The sequence below is a fragment of the Sedimentitalea xiamensis genome (assembly GCF_030164465.1).
GTDB lineage: Bacteria > Pseudomonadota > Alphaproteobacteria > Rhodobacterales > Rhodobacteraceae > Sedimentitalea > Sedimentitalea xiamensis.
On sequence record NZ_JASNJE010000005.1, the window covers coordinates 135,675 to 152,229 of the forward strand.

General features: G+C 63.7%; 19 protein-coding genes. 5 read left to right on the forward strand and 14 right to left on the reverse strand.

Features of this window, described 5'->3' with window-relative positions; all coding sequences use genetic code 11:
• Window positions 1-89: 89 nt before the first annotated feature.
• Window positions 90-965, reverse strand: a complete 876-nt coding sequence (tsf, locus tag QO034_RS06110; protein ID WP_284484620.1) for a translation elongation factor Ts — start codon at window positions 963-965, stop codon at window positions 90-92.
• A gap of 75 nt (window positions 966-1,040) precedes the next feature.
• Complete coding sequence (gene rpsB, locus QO034_RS06115) at window positions 1,041-1,916, reverse strand: 30S ribosomal protein S2 (RefSeq protein ID WP_284484621.1); 876 nt, start codon at window positions 1,914-1,916, stop codon at window positions 1,041-1,043.
• 284 nt (window positions 1,917-2,200) lie between these two features.
• On the opposite strand from rpsB, the gene ugpB reads away from it, so the two are divergent.
• From ugpB to QO034_RS06135, 4 genes are all read left to right on the forward strand, one after another.
• Window positions 2,201-3,511: a sn-glycerol-3-phosphate ABC transporter substrate-binding protein UgpB gene (ugpB, locus tag QO034_RS06120; RefSeq protein ID WP_284484622.1), complete on the forward strand. Its 1,311-nt coding sequence runs from the start codon at window positions 2,201-2,203 to the stop codon at window positions 3,509-3,511.
• 157 nt (window positions 3,512-3,668) lie between these two features.
• Window positions 3,669-4,550 carry a sn-glycerol-3-phosphate ABC transporter permease UgpA gene (gene ugpA, locus QO034_RS06125; protein ID WP_284484623.1) on the forward strand — a complete coding sequence of 294 codons (882 nt, stop codon included), beginning with the start codon at window positions 3,669-3,671 and terminating at the stop codon, window positions 4,548-4,550.
• A gap of 11 nt (window positions 4,551-4,561) precedes the next feature.
• Entirely contained in the window at window positions 4,562-5,398 is an 837-nt protein-coding gene (gene ugpE, locus QO034_RS06130) for a sn-glycerol-3-phosphate ABC transporter permease UgpE (protein WP_284484722.1), read from the forward strand.
• Between the two features lie 3 nt (window positions 5,399-5,401).
• The gene (locus QO034_RS06135) at window positions 5,402-6,421 is read left to right on the forward strand and encodes an ABC transporter ATP-binding protein (RefSeq protein WP_284484624.1); all 1,020 of its coding nucleotides are present in this window, start codon (window positions 5,402-5,404) and stop codon (window positions 6,419-6,421) included.
• Here the strand turns inward: QO034_RS06135 and QO034_RS06140 are convergent.
• The 3 genes from QO034_RS06140 to QO034_RS06150 all read right to left on the reverse strand — a co-directional run bounded on the left by QO034_RS06140 (window position 6,418) and on the right by QO034_RS06150 (window position 8,318).
• Window positions 6,418-7,257 (reverse strand): lysophospholipid acyltransferase family protein, encoded by an 840-nt coding sequence (locus QO034_RS06140; RefSeq protein ID WP_284484625.1) that lies wholly within the window; start codon window positions 7,255-7,257, stop codon window positions 6,418-6,420. The two genes, QO034_RS06135 and QO034_RS06140, sit on opposite strands and share 4 nt — an antisense overlap.
• Complete coding sequence (locus QO034_RS06145; protein WP_284484626.1) at window positions 7,254-8,018, reverse strand: GNAT family N-acetyltransferase; 765 nt, start codon at window positions 8,016-8,018, stop codon at window positions 7,254-7,256. The genes QO034_RS06140 and QO034_RS06145 overlap by 4 nt, the downstream gene beginning before the upstream one ends.
• A gap of 117 nt (window positions 8,019-8,135) precedes the next feature.
• A complete protein-coding gene (locus QO034_RS06150; RefSeq protein WP_284484627.1) occupies window positions 8,136-8,318 on the reverse strand; it encodes a DUF3553 domain-containing protein in 183 nt (60 codons plus the stop codon).
• A 29-nt stretch (window positions 8,319-8,347) separates the two neighbouring features.
• Here QO034_RS06150 and QO034_RS06155 point away from each other — a divergent pair, with 29 nt between their 5' ends.
• Complete coding sequence (locus QO034_RS06155) at window positions 8,348-8,944, forward strand: histidine phosphotransferase family protein (protein WP_284484628.1); 597 nt, start codon at window positions 8,348-8,350, stop codon at window positions 8,942-8,944.
• A 33-nt stretch (window positions 8,945-8,977) separates the two neighbouring features.
• Here QO034_RS06155 and QO034_RS06160 read toward each other — a convergent pair whose 3' ends face one another.
• The 9 genes from QO034_RS06160 to QO034_RS06200 all read right to left on the reverse strand — a co-directional run bounded on the left by QO034_RS06160 (window position 8,978) and on the right by QO034_RS06200 (window position 16,496).
• Complete coding sequence (locus QO034_RS06160; RefSeq protein ID WP_284484629.1) at window positions 8,978-10,243, reverse strand: glutamate-5-semialdehyde dehydrogenase; 1,266 nt, start codon at window positions 10,241-10,243, stop codon at window positions 8,978-8,980.
• 52 nt (window positions 10,244-10,295) lie between these two features.
• Window positions 10,296-11,402: a glutamate 5-kinase gene (gene proB / locus QO034_RS06165; RefSeq protein ID WP_284484630.1), complete on the reverse strand. Its 1,107-nt coding sequence runs from the start codon at window positions 11,400-11,402 to the stop codon at window positions 10,296-10,298.
• Window positions 11,390-12,424, reverse strand: a complete 1,035-nt coding sequence (gene obgE / locus QO034_RS06170; protein ID WP_284484631.1) for a GTPase ObgE — start codon at window positions 12,422-12,424, stop codon at window positions 11,390-11,392. Before obgE ends, proB begins: the two co-directional genes overlap by 13 nt.
• A 35-nt stretch (window positions 12,425-12,459) precedes the next feature.
• Window positions 12,460-12,996 carry a GNAT family N-acetyltransferase gene (locus QO034_RS06175; protein WP_284484632.1) on the reverse strand — a complete coding sequence of 179 codons (537 nt, stop codon included), beginning with the start codon at window positions 12,994-12,996 and terminating at the stop codon, window positions 12,460-12,462.
• A complete protein-coding gene (locus QO034_RS06180) occupies window positions 12,993-13,601 on the reverse strand; it encodes a LysE family translocator (RefSeq protein ID WP_284484633.1) in 609 nt (202 codons plus the stop codon). Before QO034_RS06180 ends, QO034_RS06175 begins: the two co-directional genes overlap by 4 nt.
• Before the next feature lie 80 nt (window positions 13,602-13,681).
• Window positions 13,682-13,951 (reverse strand): 50S ribosomal protein L27, encoded by a 270-nt coding sequence (rpmA, locus tag QO034_RS06185; protein WP_284484634.1) that lies wholly within the window; start codon window positions 13,949-13,951, stop codon window positions 13,682-13,684.
• Between the two features lie 11 nt (window positions 13,952-13,962).
• The gene (locus QO034_RS06190; protein ID WP_284484635.1) at window positions 13,963-14,616 is read right to left on the reverse strand and encodes a 50S ribosomal protein L21; all 654 of its coding nucleotides are present in this window, start codon (window positions 14,614-14,616) and stop codon (window positions 13,963-13,965) included.
• Between the two features lie 186 nt (window positions 14,617-14,802).
• Window positions 14,803-15,624, reverse strand: coding sequence for a DUF2059 domain-containing protein (locus QO034_RS06195; protein WP_284484636.1), 822 nt, complete (start codon window positions 15,622-15,624; stop codon window positions 14,803-14,805).
• The gene (locus QO034_RS06200; protein WP_407696729.1) at window positions 15,624-16,496 is read right to left on the reverse strand and encodes a DUF2059 domain-containing protein; all 873 of its coding nucleotides are present in this window, start codon (window positions 16,494-16,496) and stop codon (window positions 15,624-15,626) included. Before QO034_RS06200 ends, QO034_RS06195 begins: the two co-directional genes overlap by 1 nt.
• Window positions 16,497-16,555 lie beyond the last annotated feature (59 nt).

A 16,555-nucleotide genomic window follows, 5' to 3' on the forward strand; every position in this document is an offset into this window, starting at 1 on the left:
CGCCGCCAACCACGCAAACAGGCTCCACGGAATGAAAAACCCGCCCGGCGAAATACCGGGCGGGTTTGTAGTTCCGGATCGTCCGGCGATCAGCCCTTGGCGGCTTTCGCGACCTCGGCGGCGAAATCCTCTTCCTTCTTCTCGATGCCTTCGCCGACTTCGAGACGGATGAAACCGGTGATCTCGGCGCCGGCTTCCTTTGCGGCGGCGCCGACGGTCAGGTCCGGGTTCACCACGAACTGCTGGTTCAGAAGAGTGACTTCGGCCATGAATTTCTTCATCCGTCCGACGATCATCTTCTCGATGACCTCTTCGGGCTTGCCGCTTTCACGGGCGATGTCCATCTGGACGTTCTTTTCCTTTTCGACTACGGCCGGGTCCAGGTCCGCTTCGGACAGGGACGCAGGGTTGACCGCGGCGATGTGCATCGCGACCTGCTTGCCAAACGCCTCATCGCCGCCCTTCAGCGCCACGAGGACGCCGATCTTGCCCATGCCGGGGGCAGCGGCATTGTGCACGTAGGATACGACGCTGTCGCCATCGATTCCGGACATGCGGCGCACCGACATGTTCTCGCCGATGGTGGCGATCTTGTTGGTGATCACTTCCTCGACCGAATTTCCGCCCATGTCGGCAGCCTTGAGCGCCTCCACATCGGACACGGTGAGAGCAGCCCTGGCGATGCCCGCGACCATCTCCTGGAACTCCGCGTTCTTGCCGACGAAATCGGTTTCCGAGTTCACCTCGACCGCGACGCCCTTGCCGCCGTCCACGACCACGGCGACCAGGCCTTCGGCGGCGATGCGGCCGGATTTCTTGGCCGCCTTGGCCAGACCCTTGGTGCGCAGCCAGTCCACGGCGGCGTCCATGTCGCCATCGGTTTCGGTCAATGCCTTCTTGGCGTCCATCATGCCTGCGCCGGTGCTGTCGCGCAGTTCCTTCACCATAGATGCAGTGATTGCCATCTTTTGGTTCTCCTACAGAATGTCATGTTCCGGGGCAGGATACCCTGCCCCGCGTGTCACCTGGATGACGTGCGTTCAGCCCTTGGCGGCTTTCTCCAGCGTCTTGGCGGTGGATTCGATATCCAGCGGCGCGTCCTTGGACATCACGTCATCCGACGCGGTTTCGCCGGACACGTTGCCGGTTTCCACGCCAGCGCTTCCGGCGACGGCCTCTTCGACAGGGGCCTCTTCCATGGCGCCCAGATCGACGCCGGCCGCGCCCAGTTGGGCGGACATGCCGTCCAGCGCCGCACGGGCGGCCAGGTCGCAGTAGAGACTGATGGCGCGGGCCGCGTCATCGTTGCCGGGGATGATGTAATCGACACCATCGGGCGAACAGTTGGTGTCGACAACCGCGACCACCGGAATACCCAGCTTGTTGGCTTCGGCGATGGCGAGCGCCTCTTTCTTCACGTCGATGACGAAAAGCAGGTCCGGCGTGCCACCCATTTCACGGATGCCGCCGAGGGATGCCTGAAGCTTGCCCTGGTCGCGTTCCATGCCAAGACGTTCCTTCTTGGTCAGGCCCGAGAAGCCCGATTCCATCTGCTCGTCGATCTGCTTGAGGCGCTGGATCGATTTGGACACGGTCTGCCAGTTGGTCAGAGTGCCGCCCAGCCAGCGGTGGTTCATGAAATACTGCGCGGACTTCTCGGCCGCTTCGGCGATCGGGGTCGCCGCCTGGCGCTTTGTGCCGACAAAGAGAATGCGGCCGCCCTTGGCGACGGTGTCGCGGATGACCTGCAGCGCCTGGTCCAGCATCGGGACGGTCTGTGTCAGGTCCATGATATGGATGCCATTGCGCGCGCCGTAGATGAAGGGACCCATGCGCGGGTTCCAGCGCTGCGTCTGGTGACCGAAGTGAACGCCTGCTTCCAGCAGCTGGCGCATGGTGAACTCGGGAAGAGCCATGCTCGTTTTCCTTTCCGGTTTGAGCCTCGGCGGGGGTCTCGACGCGGATGCGCCAACCGGCGGACCTTTGGGGATGTCTCCCCCAATCGGCCCAACCCCGCCTGCGGGTTGAATGGCGCGCGTATATGGCAGCCACGCCACGGGCGCAAGGGATAATCCGGTGCCATAACCGACGAATTCCGGATACGCCGCCAAATTCGGCATTGTTGCAAAACTGTTGTGAGAATCGCTCAGGTGGTTACGCTGTAAACCATTGCACTGAAATGCAGCAGAGCGGAGAAAACATGACACTGAAGACATTGCTGGGAGCAGCCGTATCGACCCTGGCCCTGACCACCGGAGCCTGGGCCCAGACCGAGATCCAGTGGTGGCATGCCCATTCAGGCCGTCTCGGCGAACTGGTCGACGAGATCGCCAGCGGCTTCAACGCCAGCCAGGGCGACTATGTGGTGACTCCGTCCCACAAGGGCAACTACTCGGAAACACTGAACGCCGGGATTGCCGCCTTCCGCGCCGGAGAGCAACCGCAGTTGCTCCAGGTCTTCGAGGTCGGCACCGCCACGATGATGGCTGCCGGCGGCGCGATCAAGCCGGTCTACGAACTGATGGAGGCCTCGGGTATCGACTGGGATCCGGACGCCTATATCGGCGCGGTGAAAGGCTATTACACCACTGCCGACGGGCGGATGCTGTCGATGCCGTTCAACTCCTCCACCCCCGTGCTGTGGGTGAACCGCGATGCGCTGGCCGCGGCGGGACTGGACCCCGACATGGACCTGTCGACCTGGGAACAGGTGGAAACGGCGCTGGATGCGCTCAAGGCCGCTGGACATGCCTGCCCGCTGACCACCGCCTGGCAAAGCTGGATCCATCTTGAGAACCTGAGCGCCTATCACAACGTGCCCTTCGCCACGCAGGAAAACGGCTTTGCCGGGCTGGACACCGAACTGACGCTGAACGGGCCGGTGCAGGTCAAGCATATTCAGGCGATGGGCGATTGGGCGCGGGACGGCAAGTTCATCTACAACGGCCGCCGCAACGAGGGCGGCGCCAGTTTCCGCGCCGGCGAATGCGCGATGTTCACCGAATCCTCCGCCGGATATGCCGGGATCAAGTCGGAAGCCGCGTTCGACTTCGGGGTCCGGCCCCTGCCCTATTGGGCCGAGGTCGCGGGCGCGCCGCAGAACACCATCATCGGCGGTGCTTCGCTCTGGGTGATGGCGGGGCATGACGACGCGGAATACGCCGGCACCGCCGCCTTCCTGAACTACCTTTCCTCGCCCGAGGTGCAGGCGAAATGGCATCAGGACACCGGCTATCTGCCGATCACCAAGGCAGCGGGCGAACTGACCCGCGAACAGGGCTTCTATGACGCCAATCCGGGCACCGATATCGCGGTGATCCAGATGACGGCGAACGAGCCGACGGCCAATTCCAAGGGGCTGCGTCTGGGCAGTTTCGACCAGATCCGTGGCATCATCGACGAGGAACTCGAAGCGGTCTGGGCCGGCGACAAGGACGCGCAAGCCGCACTGGACAGCGCCGTGGAACGCGGCAACCAGCTTCTCCGCCGGTTCGAGCAGGCCAACCAGTAAGGCTTCGGGATCGACTTGTCCCGCCACGCGTCCCGATCCGTCGGGGCGCGTGGAACGTGCATTTCAAAGGAACAGACCATGTTGACGATTGCGATGATCCTGAACGGAACTTGCGCCCCGGGTCTGTTCGCGATGGCCGGGAAATGACCTGAGCCGCATGGAGAAACGCGTCACATTCAAGGGCTGGACCCTGCCGCTGTGTCTGCTGTTGCCGCAGGTCGCGATTACGGCGGTTTTCTTCTTTTATCCTGCCGGGCAAGCGGTTTATCAGTCACTGTTCATCCCGGACCCGTTCGGGCTGAAGTCGCAGTTCGTGGGGCTGGGGAATTTCAACTATCTTCTCAACGATCCCTATTACCGCGCCTCGTTTGCAACCACGGCGGTGTTTTCCGGACTGGTCACGGTGGTGTCGATGGGCATCGCACTGTATCTGGCCATTCTGGCCGACCGGCTGATCAAGGGGGCGGGCACCTATCGCACGCTGCTGATCTGGCCCTATGCGGTCGCACCCGCCGTGGCCGGGGTGCTTTGGATGTTCATGTTCAACACCCGCGTCGGCGTCGTGACCTGGTATCTGGGCCTGCTGGGGTACGACTGGAACCATGTGCTGAACGAGGGTGAAGCCATGGGTCTCGTCGTCGCGGCGTCGAGCTGGGGGCGCGTGAGTTACAATTTCCTGTTCTTTCTTGCGGGTCTGCAGGCGATACCGAAATCGGTGATCGAGGCTGCGGCGATCGACGGCGCGCGGTTCTGGACCCGGTTTCGCACCATCGTCTGGCCGCTGCTGTCACCCACCACCTTCTTCCTGCTGGTGGTCAACGTGGTCTATGCGTTCTTCGAAACCTTCGGGGTCATCCACACCATCACTTCGGGCGGGCCGCAGCAGGCGACGACGATCCTGGTCTACAAGGTCTTTTCCGATGGCTTCGTCGGACAGGACCTGGGGTCATCGGCGGCGCAGTCGGTCATCCTGCTGGTGGTCGTCGGCCTCCTGACCGTCATCCAGTTCAAGTTCATCGAACGCAGGGTGCATTACTGATGGACGAAGGCATGGTTCAGAAACGCGGGATCGGCCACTGGTTCACCCATCTCGGGCTTATTGTCGGGGTCCTGATCATCTTTTTCCCGATCTGGCTGGCCTTCGTTGCCTCGACCGTCACCCAGCCGGAAATCGTGCGCCCGCCAATGCCGCTCTGGCCCGGAGACCGGTTCGTCGAAAACTACACCTCGGCTCTGGTGTCGGGCATCAATGCGCCGGTGGCGCGGATGCTGGTCAATTCGCTGGTGATGGCGCTGGGAATCGCAATCGGCAAGATCATCATCTCGCTGCTGAGCGCGTTTGCCATCGTCTATTTCCGTTTTCCGGGGCGGCGGCTGTTCTTCTGGCTGATCTTCCTGACGCTGATGTTGCCGGTCGAAGTGCGGATCGTGCCGACCTACGAGGTGGTGGCGGGCTTCGGGATGCTGAACAGCTATTCCGGGCTGATCTTCCCGCTGATCGCCAGCGCCACCGCGACCTTCCTGTTCCGGCAGTTCTTCCTGACCGTGCCGGACGAACTGGCGGAAGCGGCGCGGGTCGATGGCGCCCGGCCCATGCGCTTCTTCTGGGACATTCTCCTGCCGATGAGCCGCACGAATATCGCGGCCCTGTTCGTGATCCTGTTCATCTATGGCTGGAACCAGTATCTCTGGCCCCTGCTCATCACCACCGATCCGTCGATGAACACCATCGTCATGGGCATCAAGCAGATGTTTCCATCCGGAGACGACGTCGCCGACTGGCCGGTGATCATGGCCACGTCGATCCTGGCGATGCTGCCCCCGATCGTGGTGGTGATCACGATGCAGAACCTGTTTATCCGTGGCCTCGTGGACAGTGAGAAGTAACAGATGGCGACCCTGACTTTGAGAAACGTAAAGAAACGGTTCGGGGCGACCGAAGTCATACATGGCGTCGACATCGACGTCGACGACGGCGAATTCATCGTGATCGTCGGCCCGTCGGGCTGTGGCAAGTCGACCCTGCTGCGGATGGTGGCGGGGCTTGAGACCGTCACCAGCGGCAAGATCGCCATTGACGGACGGCGCGTCAACGACCTGGAACCCATGGACCGCGACATCGCGATGGTGTTCCAGAACTACGCGCTTTACCCGCATATGTCGGTTTTCGACAATATTTCATACGGGTTGAAGATCGCGAAAATGCCGAAGGAAGAGATCGCCGAACGGGTCGCGGTGGCGGCGAAGATGTTGCAACTCGAACCTTATCTGTCGCGCAGGCCACGGGAATTGTCCGGTGGCCAGCGGCAGCGGGTCGCAATGGGGCGCGCCATCGTGCGCAAGCCGTCGGTCTTCCTGTTCGACGAACCCCTGTCGAACCTCGATGCCAAGCTGAGGGTTCAGATGCGGCTTGAAATCAAGGCCTTGCAGAAGGATCTTGGCATCACGTCACTCTACGTGACGCACGACCAGGTCGAAGCCATGACTCTGGCGGACCGGATGATCGTGATGAATGCGGGCGTCGCCGACCAGATCGGCAAGCCGCTGGATGTCTACGCCAACCCGGCCACCGAATTCGTGGCGGGTTTCATCGGATCGCCCGCGACGAATTTCGTGCCGCCCGCCGCCGTTGCTGGTGCGCCCTCGGGCGCGGCCCGGCTGGGGATACGACCGGAACATGCGCGGCTCACCGATGCCGGGTCCGGACGGATGCAGGGCGTCGTGACCTTCTCGGAGGCGTTGGGGGCCGAGACCCTGATCCATCTGGTGCTGCCCTCGGGCGCGCCGTTCACTGTCCGTCAGGACGGCGCTCTGCCCCGTCCCGTCGAAGGCGAACCCTGCGGCATCGACTGGCCGGATGGCGCGGATATCCGGTTTGACGCGGATGGGCGGCGGATTGCGCTGCCCTAACCGGTTTCGCTTTCGATCTGGCCTTCAAGGCCCGACCGAACCGCCCTTTCGCATTGCGCCGCGAGGCTCTTGCGATCCGGAAAATCCGCGACACGCAACGGCGGATGATAGACCAGCCGCACCGAACCCTGCCGGCGCACCGCCAGGGTCTTGAGCAGGTGTCCGGCAAAGTCCATGTCGCCCCACCAACCGTAGAATCGCGGCGCTTCGCCGGGCGGGGCACTGTAGATCACGCTGACCGGCTGGACATACATCCGGTCGCGCAGATGGTCGGTGAAGAAGGCCTGAAACAGCGTCGTCTTGAAGGGCAGCACCCGAAGACCGTCGGTCGAGGTGCCTTCGGGGAAGAACAGCAGTTTGTGGCCGGCAAAGAGCCGCGCTTCGAACGCCTCGGTCTGTTCGCGCGCGCGCGCCGGGTTGCGTTCGATGAACACGGTCCCGGTCGCCCGCGCCAGCCAGCCGATGCCGGGCCAGCCCGCGACTTCGGACTTGGACACGAAATAGATCCGCTTGCGCGCGTTCAGGGCAAAGATGTCCAGCCAGGAGACGTGGTTGGCGACCACCGCGCCCGGTTGCGTCATCAGGGTTCCGGTTGCCGAGAACCCCATGCCGAGGATTCGAAAGGCGTTGCGGCAGACGAATTGAGTGATGAAGGGCGTGACGGGGCGTTTGACGCCACAAAGCGGCCGTTCGATCAACCGTACCAGCAGGAGCAGTATCAGCGCACCGAACACCAGCGTTCCCAGCGCCACTCCACGCCAGAGAACACGCACCCAGCCGGCCAGGCCGATCGCAACCGGATCCGGTTCGGTTTCGCTTTCCCACGTCTGACTCATCCCGATGAATCGGCCCGGTAGAGGCGGCCCTGCCGGGTTTCCATGCGCGCGGTGTCCAGCACAAGGCAGACATCGGTCGTGTTGAACGCGTGATCGACGAAAGCGCCTTCGCCGACCACCCCGCCCAGACGCAGGTACGCCTTGATCAGCGCCGGGGTCTGGCGCATCGCCAGCTTGCGGTCGATACGATCCGGCGCGATCAGGTCCATGCGCTGGAAATGCGCGCTGCGCGCCCGCACCCGCAATTCCGGCGGCGCGAGATGCGCCTGGTGGAGCCGGGACAGCGGTTGCGCGATGGCCGCGACATCGGTGCCGTGGAAGCTGGCGACGCCGAACAGGATGTCGATCTGGTGGCGGCGCACGTAGTCGGCGAGTCCGGTCCAGAGGTGGTGCATCGCCGAACCGCCCCGGAAATCGCGATGCAGGCAGGACCGCCCGAGTTCGAGCAGGCGGCGGTCGCCCGTCTTCAGGACTCCCAGGTCGTATTCGTCCTCGGAATAGAACTGACCGGCCCGCGCCGCCTGATCGTCGCGCAGCAACCGATAGACGCCCACCACCGCACCGGATGCACGGTGAAAGACCATCAGGTGATCGCAGAAGGCGTCGAACCGGTCCTGTTCCAGCCCGCCGACGTGATCGACCATGCCGCCATCGCTGCCCAGCTCGCGCACGAACACGTCATAGCGCAGTTTCTGCGCCGCCCTGAGATCGGCGGGCGTGCTGGCCAGTTTGACGGAAAACTCCGGTGTCAGGTCGGTCATCTCCGGTCCGTTCTGCGCAGGCAGGTCAACGATGCCCGCCCCTTAGCGTGAATCGGTGCACATTGGCAACGCGTGCCGGTGCCCTCTGGCGGAGCGTTAACACTTCGTAAACCAGTTTCACGGATCAAAGACCGGAACCAAAGCGACCTGGGCTCCATCGATGACCACCTTGCCGACTTCCCGAAAGTTCACGGTGATCTTGCCGGCGATGTTGGATTGCACCTGTCCGACGCCCCATTCCGCGAATTGCGGATGGCGCACGAACATGCCAGGTGCAAGGATGGCGTTCAGGTCAGTCATGCCGGGGTCCGGATCATCGGAGGAACAACATGGGGCACAGTAACCTCAATCTCGCCGCGCTGATAGGGTCCAGAATATGCCACGATCTCATCAGTCCGATCGGGGCGATCAATAATGGGCTCGAACTGCTGGACATGGCGGGCGGCGCGCAGGGGCCTGAAATGGACCTGATCAGCGACAGCGTCGGCAATGCCGGTGCGCGCATCCGGTTCTTCCGCATCGCCTATGGCGCGGCGAGCGACCAGATGTTGGGACGACCGGAGATCGTTTCGATTCTCGACGATATCGGCAAGAGCCAGCGCCAGAAAATGCGCTGGGGGCCGCTTGAACCGCAACCGAGATCGCAGGTTCGGATGGCGTTTCTTGCGATGCAATGCTGCGAAACCGCAATGCCCTATGGCGGAGTGATTCACGTGATGGTCGAAGACGGGGTTTGGACCCTGGCGGCGGAAGCCGACAAGATGGTGATCGACGACGCGCTTTGGGACGGGCTGGAGACTCCTGGCCTTCTGCCGCATATCACGCCGGCGCTGGTCCAGTTCGCGCTTCTGCCCGAAATCGCGAAGGAACTGAACCGCACGGTGTCGGCCAAGCGCTCAAACGGGCAGATCATCATCCGGTTCTGACGCACCGGGACCGCCTGCGCCCGTTGTCTCGCGTCAGCCGCGCACGGTTCCGTCGCCCCGCACAAGATATTTGAAGCTTGTCAGCTGCGCCGCCCCGACCGGGCCACGCGCGTGCATCTTTCCGGTCGCGATGCCGATTTCCGCGCCCATGCCGAATTCCCCGCCATCGGCGAACTGGGTCGAGGCGTTGTGCATGAGTATGGCGCTGTCCAGTTGGGCAAAGAACCGTTCCACCGCCGCCGGGTTTTCGGTGACGATGCAATCCGTGTGGTTGGAACCGTAGCGCCGGATATGCGCGATTGCGGCGTCGATATCCGGGACCGGGCGGGCGGCGATGATCATGTCGAGATACTCCCGCCCCCAGTCCGCGTCGGTCGCAGGCTTTGTCCCGGCAATTTGCGCCAGACGACCATCCGCGCGAACCTCGACCCCGGCACCGATCAGCGCTTCGATCACCGCGCGTCCAAGGCCGTCGGCGATCTCCTCATGCACGAGCAGGCATTCCGCCGCGCCGCAGATTCCGGTGCGCCGGGTCTTGGCGTTGAGAATCACGTCGAGCGCCTTTTGCGGATCGGCGTCCTTATCCAGATAGATATGCACGATACCTTCCAGATGGGCGAATACCGGCACCCGCGCCTCGCGCTGCACCAGCCCCACGAGTCCCTTTCCGCCGCGCGGCACGATGACATCCACCGTGTCGGTCATGGTCAGCAGTTCGGACACCGCCGCCCGGTCGCGTGTCGGCACCAGCTGGATCGCATCCTCGGGCAGACCGGCGGCCCGCAGACCCTCCACCAGGCAGGCATGGATCGCGCCCGAAGAGTGAAAGCTTTCGGAACCGCCGCGCAGGATCACGGCGTTGCCGGACTTCAGGCACAGCGCGCCCGCGTCAGCCGTCACGTTGGGGCGGCTTTCATAGATCACGCCGATAACGCCCAGAGGCGTGCGTACACGGCTGATGTGCAAACCCGACGGACGGTCCCATTCCGCCAGCACCTCGCCCACCGGGTCATCCTGCGCCGCCACCGCGCGCAGCCCGTCGACGATGCCCCGGATCCGCGACTCGTCCAGCATCAGGCGGTCCATCATCGCGTCCGAAAGCCCCTTGTCGCGGCCAAAGTCCAGATCGCGCGCATTGGCGGCGACAATGCCGTCCCGTTTCGCCCAAACCGCGTCGGCAGCCGCAGTCAACGCCGCAGTCTTGCGGTCCGCACTGGCGAAGGCGAGCACCTGGCTGGCGGCCCTGGCCCGTTGCCCGATGTCGGCCATCATGGCGGGAATGTCGGTCTGGTCTTTCATCTTTGTCGCCCTCTTGCAGCGGTCGGCGGAGTATTCTTTGAAAGGTGCGACGTCAGAATGCCATGTCGTCGCGATGGATCAAGGCGGCCCGGCCCGGATAGCCGAGGATGGTTTCGATGTCGGCGGACTTGCACCCCATTATGGCGCGGGATTCCGCGGCGGTATAGCGCGACAGCCCCTGCCCCAGCTTGTGGCTGTCCGGCGCGAGAATATCGACCGGGTCCCCGCGCCCATAGCTGCCGCTGACCTGCACGACACCGGCCGGAAGCAGGCTCTTGCCCTTGCAGAGCGCATCGGCGGCGCCGGCATCCACCATGACCTGACCGCGCGGTTTCATCGCGCCGATCCAGCGCTTGCGGGCCGCCTGCGGGTCAAGCGTCGCCGTGAACCAGGTGCAGGCTGCCCCGTTATTGAGTGTTTTCAGGGGATTGAGAGGCGACCCTTCGGCGATTGCCATGGCGCAGCCCCCTGCCGTGGCCAGTTTCGCCGCCATCAGCTTGGTTTTCATCCCGCCCTTGGACAAGCCGGATCCGGCATCGCCCGCCATCGCCTCGATCGCGGGGGTGATCCGCTCGATCACGTCGAACCGCGTGGCGGTCGCGTCCTGCATGGGATTGGCCGAATAGAACCCGTCCACGTCCGACAGGAGGATCATCTGGTCGGCACCGATGGTGACGGCGACCTGGGCCGCAAGTCGGTCGTTGTCGCCATAGCGGATTTCATCGGTCGCGATGGTGTCGTTCTCGTTCACGATCGGCACGGCGCCCAGTCCGATCAGGGTTTCCAGCGTCGCGCGGGAATTCAGGTAGCGGCGGCGATTGCTGCTGTCTTCCAGCGTCACCAGCACCTGCGCGGTGGTGATCGCATGCGGCGCGAGCGCCTCTTCATAGGCGCGGGCAAGCCGGATCTGGCCGACGGCGGCGGCGGCCTGGGACTGTTCAAGGGCGAGTTCGCTGCGCGGCAGGCCGAGAACCCCGCGCCCCAGCGCGATGGAGCCCGAAGACACGAGGATCACGTCCTTGCCCATCGCCTTCAGCCAGGCCACGTCATCGGCCAGCGAGCGGAGCCAGTCGGCGCGCAACGCCCCGGTGCCGCGATCCACCAGCAGGGCTGACCCGATCTTGACGACCAGCCGGCGCGCGTCGATCAGGGCCGCCACGACTCTTCCTCTCGCACGGGGGCGTGGCGCAGGCGATCCTGATGAATCCCGGCCCGCAGCGCGCGCAGCACTTCGGTCACGCCGGCCCGGCTGACACCGGACATTTCCAGGACCGGCCCGCCCGATGCCTGTTCCAGTTCAGCCCGCGCCGCCGCCCGTTCGTCATCGTCCAGCGCGTCGATCTTGTTCAGCGCAGTGATGCGGGGCTTGTCCGCCAGATGGCCGCCGTAGGCTTCGAGTTCGGTGATGATCGTCCGGTAGTCCTCGGCAATCGCGGGCGAGGTTCCGTCCACGAGGTGCAGCAGAACGGAACAGCGTTCCACGTGGCCAAGGAAGCGGTCGCCGATGCCCCGGCCTTCGTGCGCCCCGGCGATCAGGCCGGGAATGTCGGCGATGACGAATTCCACGTTGTCCACGCCGACGACACCGAGATTCGGGTGCAGGGTGGTGAACGGGTAATCGGCGATCTTGGGCCGGGCGTTGGAGGTCGCGGCGAGGAAGGTCGATTTCCCGGCGTTCGGCAGGCCGAGCAGCCCGACATCGGCGATCAGCTTGAGGCGCAACCAGAGCGTGCGTTCGACACCTTCCTGCCCCGGATTGGCGCGGCGCGGCGCCTGGTTTGTCGAGGATTTGAAATGCAGGTTGCCGAAGCCGCCGTTGCCGCCGCGGGCGAGCTGGACCCGTTGGCCCACTTCGGTCAGGTCGGCGATCACGGTTTCTTCGTCCTCGTCGAGGATCTCGGTTCCGACCGGCACCCGCAGAACGATGTCGTCGCCGTCCTTGCCGGTACGCTGCCGGCCCATGCCGGGCTGGCCGTTCTTCGCGAAGAAGTGCTGCTGATAGCGAAAGTCGATCAGCGTGTTCAGGCCGTCGACGGCCTCGGCCCAGACCGATCCGCCGTTGCCGCCGTCACCACCATCCGGTCCACCGTATTCGATGAACTTCTCGCGCCGGAAACTGACACAGCCGCCCCCGCCGCCCCCGGACCGGATATAGACCTTTGCGAGATCGAGAAATTTCATGTCCGTCTCCTAGCGCAAAGGCCGCTGCGGGCCAATCAGAGTTTCTTGCTGTAGGTCCAGGTCGCGACCGTCGTGTTGCGCGCGACCGAAAAGCTTTCGGCGTCGCCCAGATACTGGAACCCGCAATGGGTCAGCACCCGCGCCGAGGCCGGGTTGTCCTGGAACACAGACGCGAACATGGTGGCGTTGCCCATCGGATTGGCATCGAGCAGCGCCTGCACGGCATCCGAAGCCAGACCCGTGTTCCAGAACGGCGGCGCGACCCAATAGCCGACTTCCGACTGGTTGCGGTCCATCTTCTTCAGCGAGATCACTCCCATGAGTTCGGCGCCTTCGGACTTGGTGCCATCCATGGCCCAGACGTCTTCGTCCCGGTCATCGGACATCGCGCGGGCGACATAGGCTTCGGCGACCCCCGGCGGCAACGGATGCGGGATAGAGGTGGTCATGCGCGCAACGCGTTCGTCGCCGCCATACAGTTCGATCAGCCCCATGTCAGACCGGCGCACCGGGCGCAGGTCGAAACGTTCGGTTTCGATGAGGGGCTGGGTCGGGATCTGATCCAGTTTCATGTGCTTGTTCCTCCTCCGAACAACACGAAGAACACGGACAGCACGGTCAGGCCGGCCAGTGTCCACATCAGGTATGTTTCCGCAGGCGATCCTGCAACGGTAGCGGCGATCCGGTCGCCCGCGAAGGTCCAGACCGGGTGAAACAACAATTGGCATCCCAGCAGAACCGCCGCGACGATGGCGGTGGCTTCGAACGGCGGCGTGCGGATCGCCACGAAACCGGTGAAACCGGCGACGATCATCGCCCAGGCCTTCGGGTTGAGCGGATGCACGATCAGCCCCGCCCAGAATCCCGGCGCGGTTTCCGATCTTGCGTTCGGTGACAGGCGCAGGTTGGCGACCTTCCAGGCGAGCCAGCAGATATAGGCTGCCGAGACCCATTTCAGGGTTTCGAACAATCCTGGCGCGCGATCCGAAAGCTCCATCAGCCCCAGGCCCACGGGCCAGATCACCAGTTGCTTTCCCAGGGCCACGCCAAGGACGAAGGGCAGCGCCGCACGAAAGCCGAACCGCGCGCCGGTGGCCAGCAGCGCCATGTTGGCGGGCCCCGGTGTCGCCACCTGGCTGGCAGCGTACACGATGAAACTGGCGGTGGCGACAGCCATGGGTTGTCCTTGAAAACCAGAAAGGGGACCGGCGGTTCTCGCCGATCCCCCTTAATTTTTCATTAAGCTCCGGATACGGCTTACTCTGCGGCCTCCGCCACTGGCAGAACCGAAATGAAGGTGCGGCCCTTCAGGCCCTTGTGAAAGGTCACACTGCCTTCGGCGGTTGCGAAGATCGTGTGATCCTTGCCAAGGCCGACACCCTGGCCCGGCCAGAACTTCGTACCGCGCTGACGCACGATGATGTTGCCGGGAACGGCGGCCTGGCCGCCGTAAAGCTTCACGCCAAGGCGGCGACCGTCGGAATCGCGACCGTTACGGGAGGAACCGCCTGCTTTCTTGTGTGCCATGCTTTCTCTCCTTAACCTTTGGCCAGTTCTTTGGCCTGTTCAATCCAGCCTTCACGCTCGATCCGGCCCTTGAACGACAGTTGCTCGTCAATAGCAGCTACATCCGCATCCGTCCATGCCGCGATCTGGGCGAAAGAGGTGACGCCGGCGGCCTGCAGTTTCTTTTCCAGGGCGGGGCCGACACCGGACAGCTTCTTCAGATCGTCCACACCGGCCGGTGCTTCGGTCACGGCGTCGTCTTTCTGCGCGGCCTTGGGTGCAGCGGCTTTCTTCGCCGGCTTGGCGGCCTCGACCGCCACGGCGGAAACGGAACCGGCACCCACCGCGGCCTTGACGCCGGTCTTGTCGGCGCCGGAGGCGAGGATGTCGGTGACCTTGATCAGGGTCAGTTTCTGGCGATGACCCTTGGTCCGCTGGCTGGAATGCTTGCGGCGGCGCTTGACGAAATGGATGACCTTTTCGCCCTTGATCTGGTCGATCACTTCGGCCTGCACACCGGCCCCCGCGATCAGCGGAGCGCCGACCACCGGGCTGTCGCCACCCAGCATCAGAATATCGTTGAATTGAACCGTTTCGCCAGCGTCCGCAGCCAGTTTCTCAACGCGGAGCGTGTCGCCCGCCTGAACCTTGTACTGCTTGCCGCCGGTCTTGAGGACCGCAAACATGCGCTTCTTCCTTTGTCTGTCGCGTCCTGTGGCCCCCGGTTCCGGGCGTTCGGACCCCATTTTCCGGGATCGCCTCGAACAGCGCGCCCGCATCCGGGCGTAGTGATACATAAACCCGGCGCGAGAAATCGGGCCGGGATGCGCGCTTATGGTCGGATCGGCGCGGACTGTCAACCGCAATTGCCGTCAAATATCGCTGCCGGCCATGGCGCGGGCGGCAGCGCGTCCCAGGTCTTCCGAAATCGACAGGTACATCGCGTCGAACCCGGCAAAGATGGCGGCGTTCAGAGCCTGCCCTCCGTCGGTTTCGGAATAGGTTACATAGGCGTCCAGTTCCGTGTCGCTGAGCGGACGGTAAGCCATCAGAAGAAAAGCGAACAGCCAGCTTTCCGTGTCGTCCCTCAGTTCCGCTTCCTGCGCCCAGACGTCCGCCAGGATTTCCCGGTCCGATGTCCGGGCACCGCGCCCGTCGGCAAGCCCGCGAAAGAACCGGAAGTTCGATCCCAGGGCCGAGGCGACGTTGCGGTCTACCAGGTCGTTTACCTCGACGAACCGCGTGACGGCGCCGAGGCGGCGATCGCCCGTGTCCAGGATATCGTCATGGGCGGCGCGGGCGATTTCTTCGACCGCCGGATCGGACATGGCGACGCGGGCGGCGTTTTCCAGCGACAGGATGCGCTGGCCGAGATCGGTGCCGAAAAAGGCGATGGCGTCACGACGTTGCGCATCCGAAAGACCCTCCGCAAGAGCGTTCTCCACAAAGACCACCATGCGGTCCGGATCGTAAATTCTATCGACTTCGTCGTGAAAGAACTGTCCGCCCTGCCCGTCCAGCATGTCGTCTTCAAGGTCCTTCGCATATCGCAGGCCTTCGTCGTGCATCACCGATATGACGTCGTCCAGTTTCAGAACCGCCGACAGGGATGGTTCCGGCGCCTCGCCCGCCGCGACTCCCCCAAGGAACGCGATGCCGACCGCAAGCGCGATCGCGGCGCGACCGCCGGGCATCAGATGTCCTGTCCGGGATGAAGTTCCGCCATGCGGACGGCGAGCACCTCGAACCGGTTCGCCATGACCTCGTATTGCACCGCGTTCAACAATTCGTAGACCTGTTTCATCTCCGGCTCTTCGAGCGCCGTGACATAGGTTTCGAGATCATCGTCGGAAAAGTCGCGATAGGTATAGGCTGCGCCCGCGATGGCCGATTTCAGGAGCAGCCGCCGCAGTTCCCGTTCCTGCGATTGGAACAGCGTGCGCAATTCGTCGACATCCATTTGCAGTTCGATCACACCCGCAGCACTTGCCGCCAGCAGGAACCGCATCTGGATTTCCTGGATCGCGCGCAGGCTCGATCCCGCCGCATCGATGGCGCGGTTCATCCGCTGGATCAATTGCGGACGCGCGGACCCCTCTGCGACGAGATCCGCGATGATCCTCTTGCCCTCTTCTTCCTTTTCGGCGTCGTCCATCATGTGGGCGGCGTTCTCGGCCACCACCAGCCGTTGCCCCAGGTCGGTCGCGTAAAATTCGGCCGCATGGTCCAGCAGGTCGTCCGTCAACGTGTTCTCGAGGATTTCGAGCGCGAGTCCCCGCATGACCTCCGTGTCAAAGACATCGCCCGACACGCGTTCCCACTCCGAGCCGAACTCCCGCGCGTCGATCCCCAGCATGTCCGGGGCAGAACCCGCGGACAGCGCGATGCTGTCGAGAGCGACGTCAAAGCCCGTGACGTTGAGAAACGCCAGGATGCGGTCCCGGTCTGCCGCCTGGCCTGCCGTGGCCGAAACCAGGAAAATGCCAAGGCTCAGCAAGACGGCCAGCATCGCCAGGAGACTGGACCGGATTACCGGAACGGGCGGAACAGAAACAGCAAGGGCCATGGCCGGATCGTAAGGCATTTGCGCGAACGGGCAAACGAATTTCGCCGTCGGTGCATTTA

Bases quoted from the DNA above. Each gene is read 5' to 3' on its own strand.
- QO034_RS06190 (WP_284484635.1), bottom strand. From the start codon at position 14,616: ATGTTTGCGGTCCTCAAGACCGGCGGCAAGCAGTACAAGGTTCAGGCG.
- ugpA (WP_284484623.1), top strand. From the start codon at position 3,669: ATGGAGAAACGCGTCACATTCAAGGGCTGGACCCTGCCGCTGTGTCTG.
- QO034_RS06200 (WP_407696729.1), bottom strand. From the start codon at position 16,496: ATGGCCCTTGCTGTTTCTGTTCCGCCCGTTCCGGTAATCCGGTCCAGT.
- QO034_RS06155 (WP_284484628.1), top strand. From the start codon at position 8,348: ATGGGGCACAGTAACCTCAATCTCGCCGCGCTGATAGGGTCCAGAATA.
- QO034_RS06195 (WP_284484636.1), bottom strand. From the start codon at position 15,624: ATGCCCGGCGGTCGCGCCGCGATCGCGCTTGCGGTCGGCATCGCGTTC.
- obgE (WP_284484631.1), bottom strand. From the start codon at position 12,424: ATGAAATTTCTCGATCTCGCAAAGGTCTATATCCGGTCCGGGGGCGGC.
- tsf (WP_284484620.1), bottom strand. From the start codon at position 965: ATGGCAATCACTGCATCTATGGTGAAGGAACTGCGCGACAGCACCGGC.
- QO034_RS06175 (WP_284484632.1), bottom strand. From the start codon at position 12,996: ATGAAACTGGATCAGATCCCGACCCAGCCCCTCATCGAAACCGAACGT.
- ugpB (WP_284484622.1), top strand. From the start codon at position 2,201: ATGACACTGAAGACATTGCTGGGAGCAGCCGTATCGACCCTGGCCCTG.
- QO034_RS06135 (WP_284484624.1), top strand. From the start codon at position 5,402: ATGGCGACCCTGACTTTGAGAAACGTAAAGAAACGGTTCGGGGCGACC.
- rpmA (WP_284484634.1), bottom strand. From the start codon at position 13,951: ATGGCACACAAGAAAGCAGGCGGTTCCTCCCGTAACGGTCGCGATTCC.
- QO034_RS06160 (WP_284484629.1), bottom strand. From the start codon at position 10,243: ATGAAAGACCAGACCGACATTCCCGCCATGATGGCCGACATCGGGCAA.
- QO034_RS06150 (WP_284484627.1), bottom strand. From the start codon at position 8,318: ATGACTGACCTGAACGCCATCCTTGCACCTGGCATGTTCGTGCGCCAT.
- QO034_RS06180 (WP_284484633.1), bottom strand. From the start codon at position 13,601: ATGGCTGTCGCCACCGCCAGTTTCATCGTGTACGCTGCCAGCCAGGTG.
- ugpE (WP_284484722.1), top strand. From the start codon at position 4,562: ATGGTTCAGAAACGCGGGATCGGCCACTGGTTCACCCATCTCGGGCTT.
- rpsB (WP_284484621.1), bottom strand. From the start codon at position 1,916: ATGGCTCTTCCCGAGTTCACCATGCGCCAGCTGCTGGAAGCAGGCGTT.
- QO034_RS06140 (WP_284484625.1), bottom strand. From the start codon at position 7,257: ATGAGTCAGACGTGGGAAAGCGAAACCGAACCGGATCCGGTTGCGATC.
- QO034_RS06145 (WP_284484626.1), bottom strand. From the start codon at position 8,018: ATGACCGACCTGACACCGGAGTTTTCCGTCAAACTGGCCAGCACGCCC.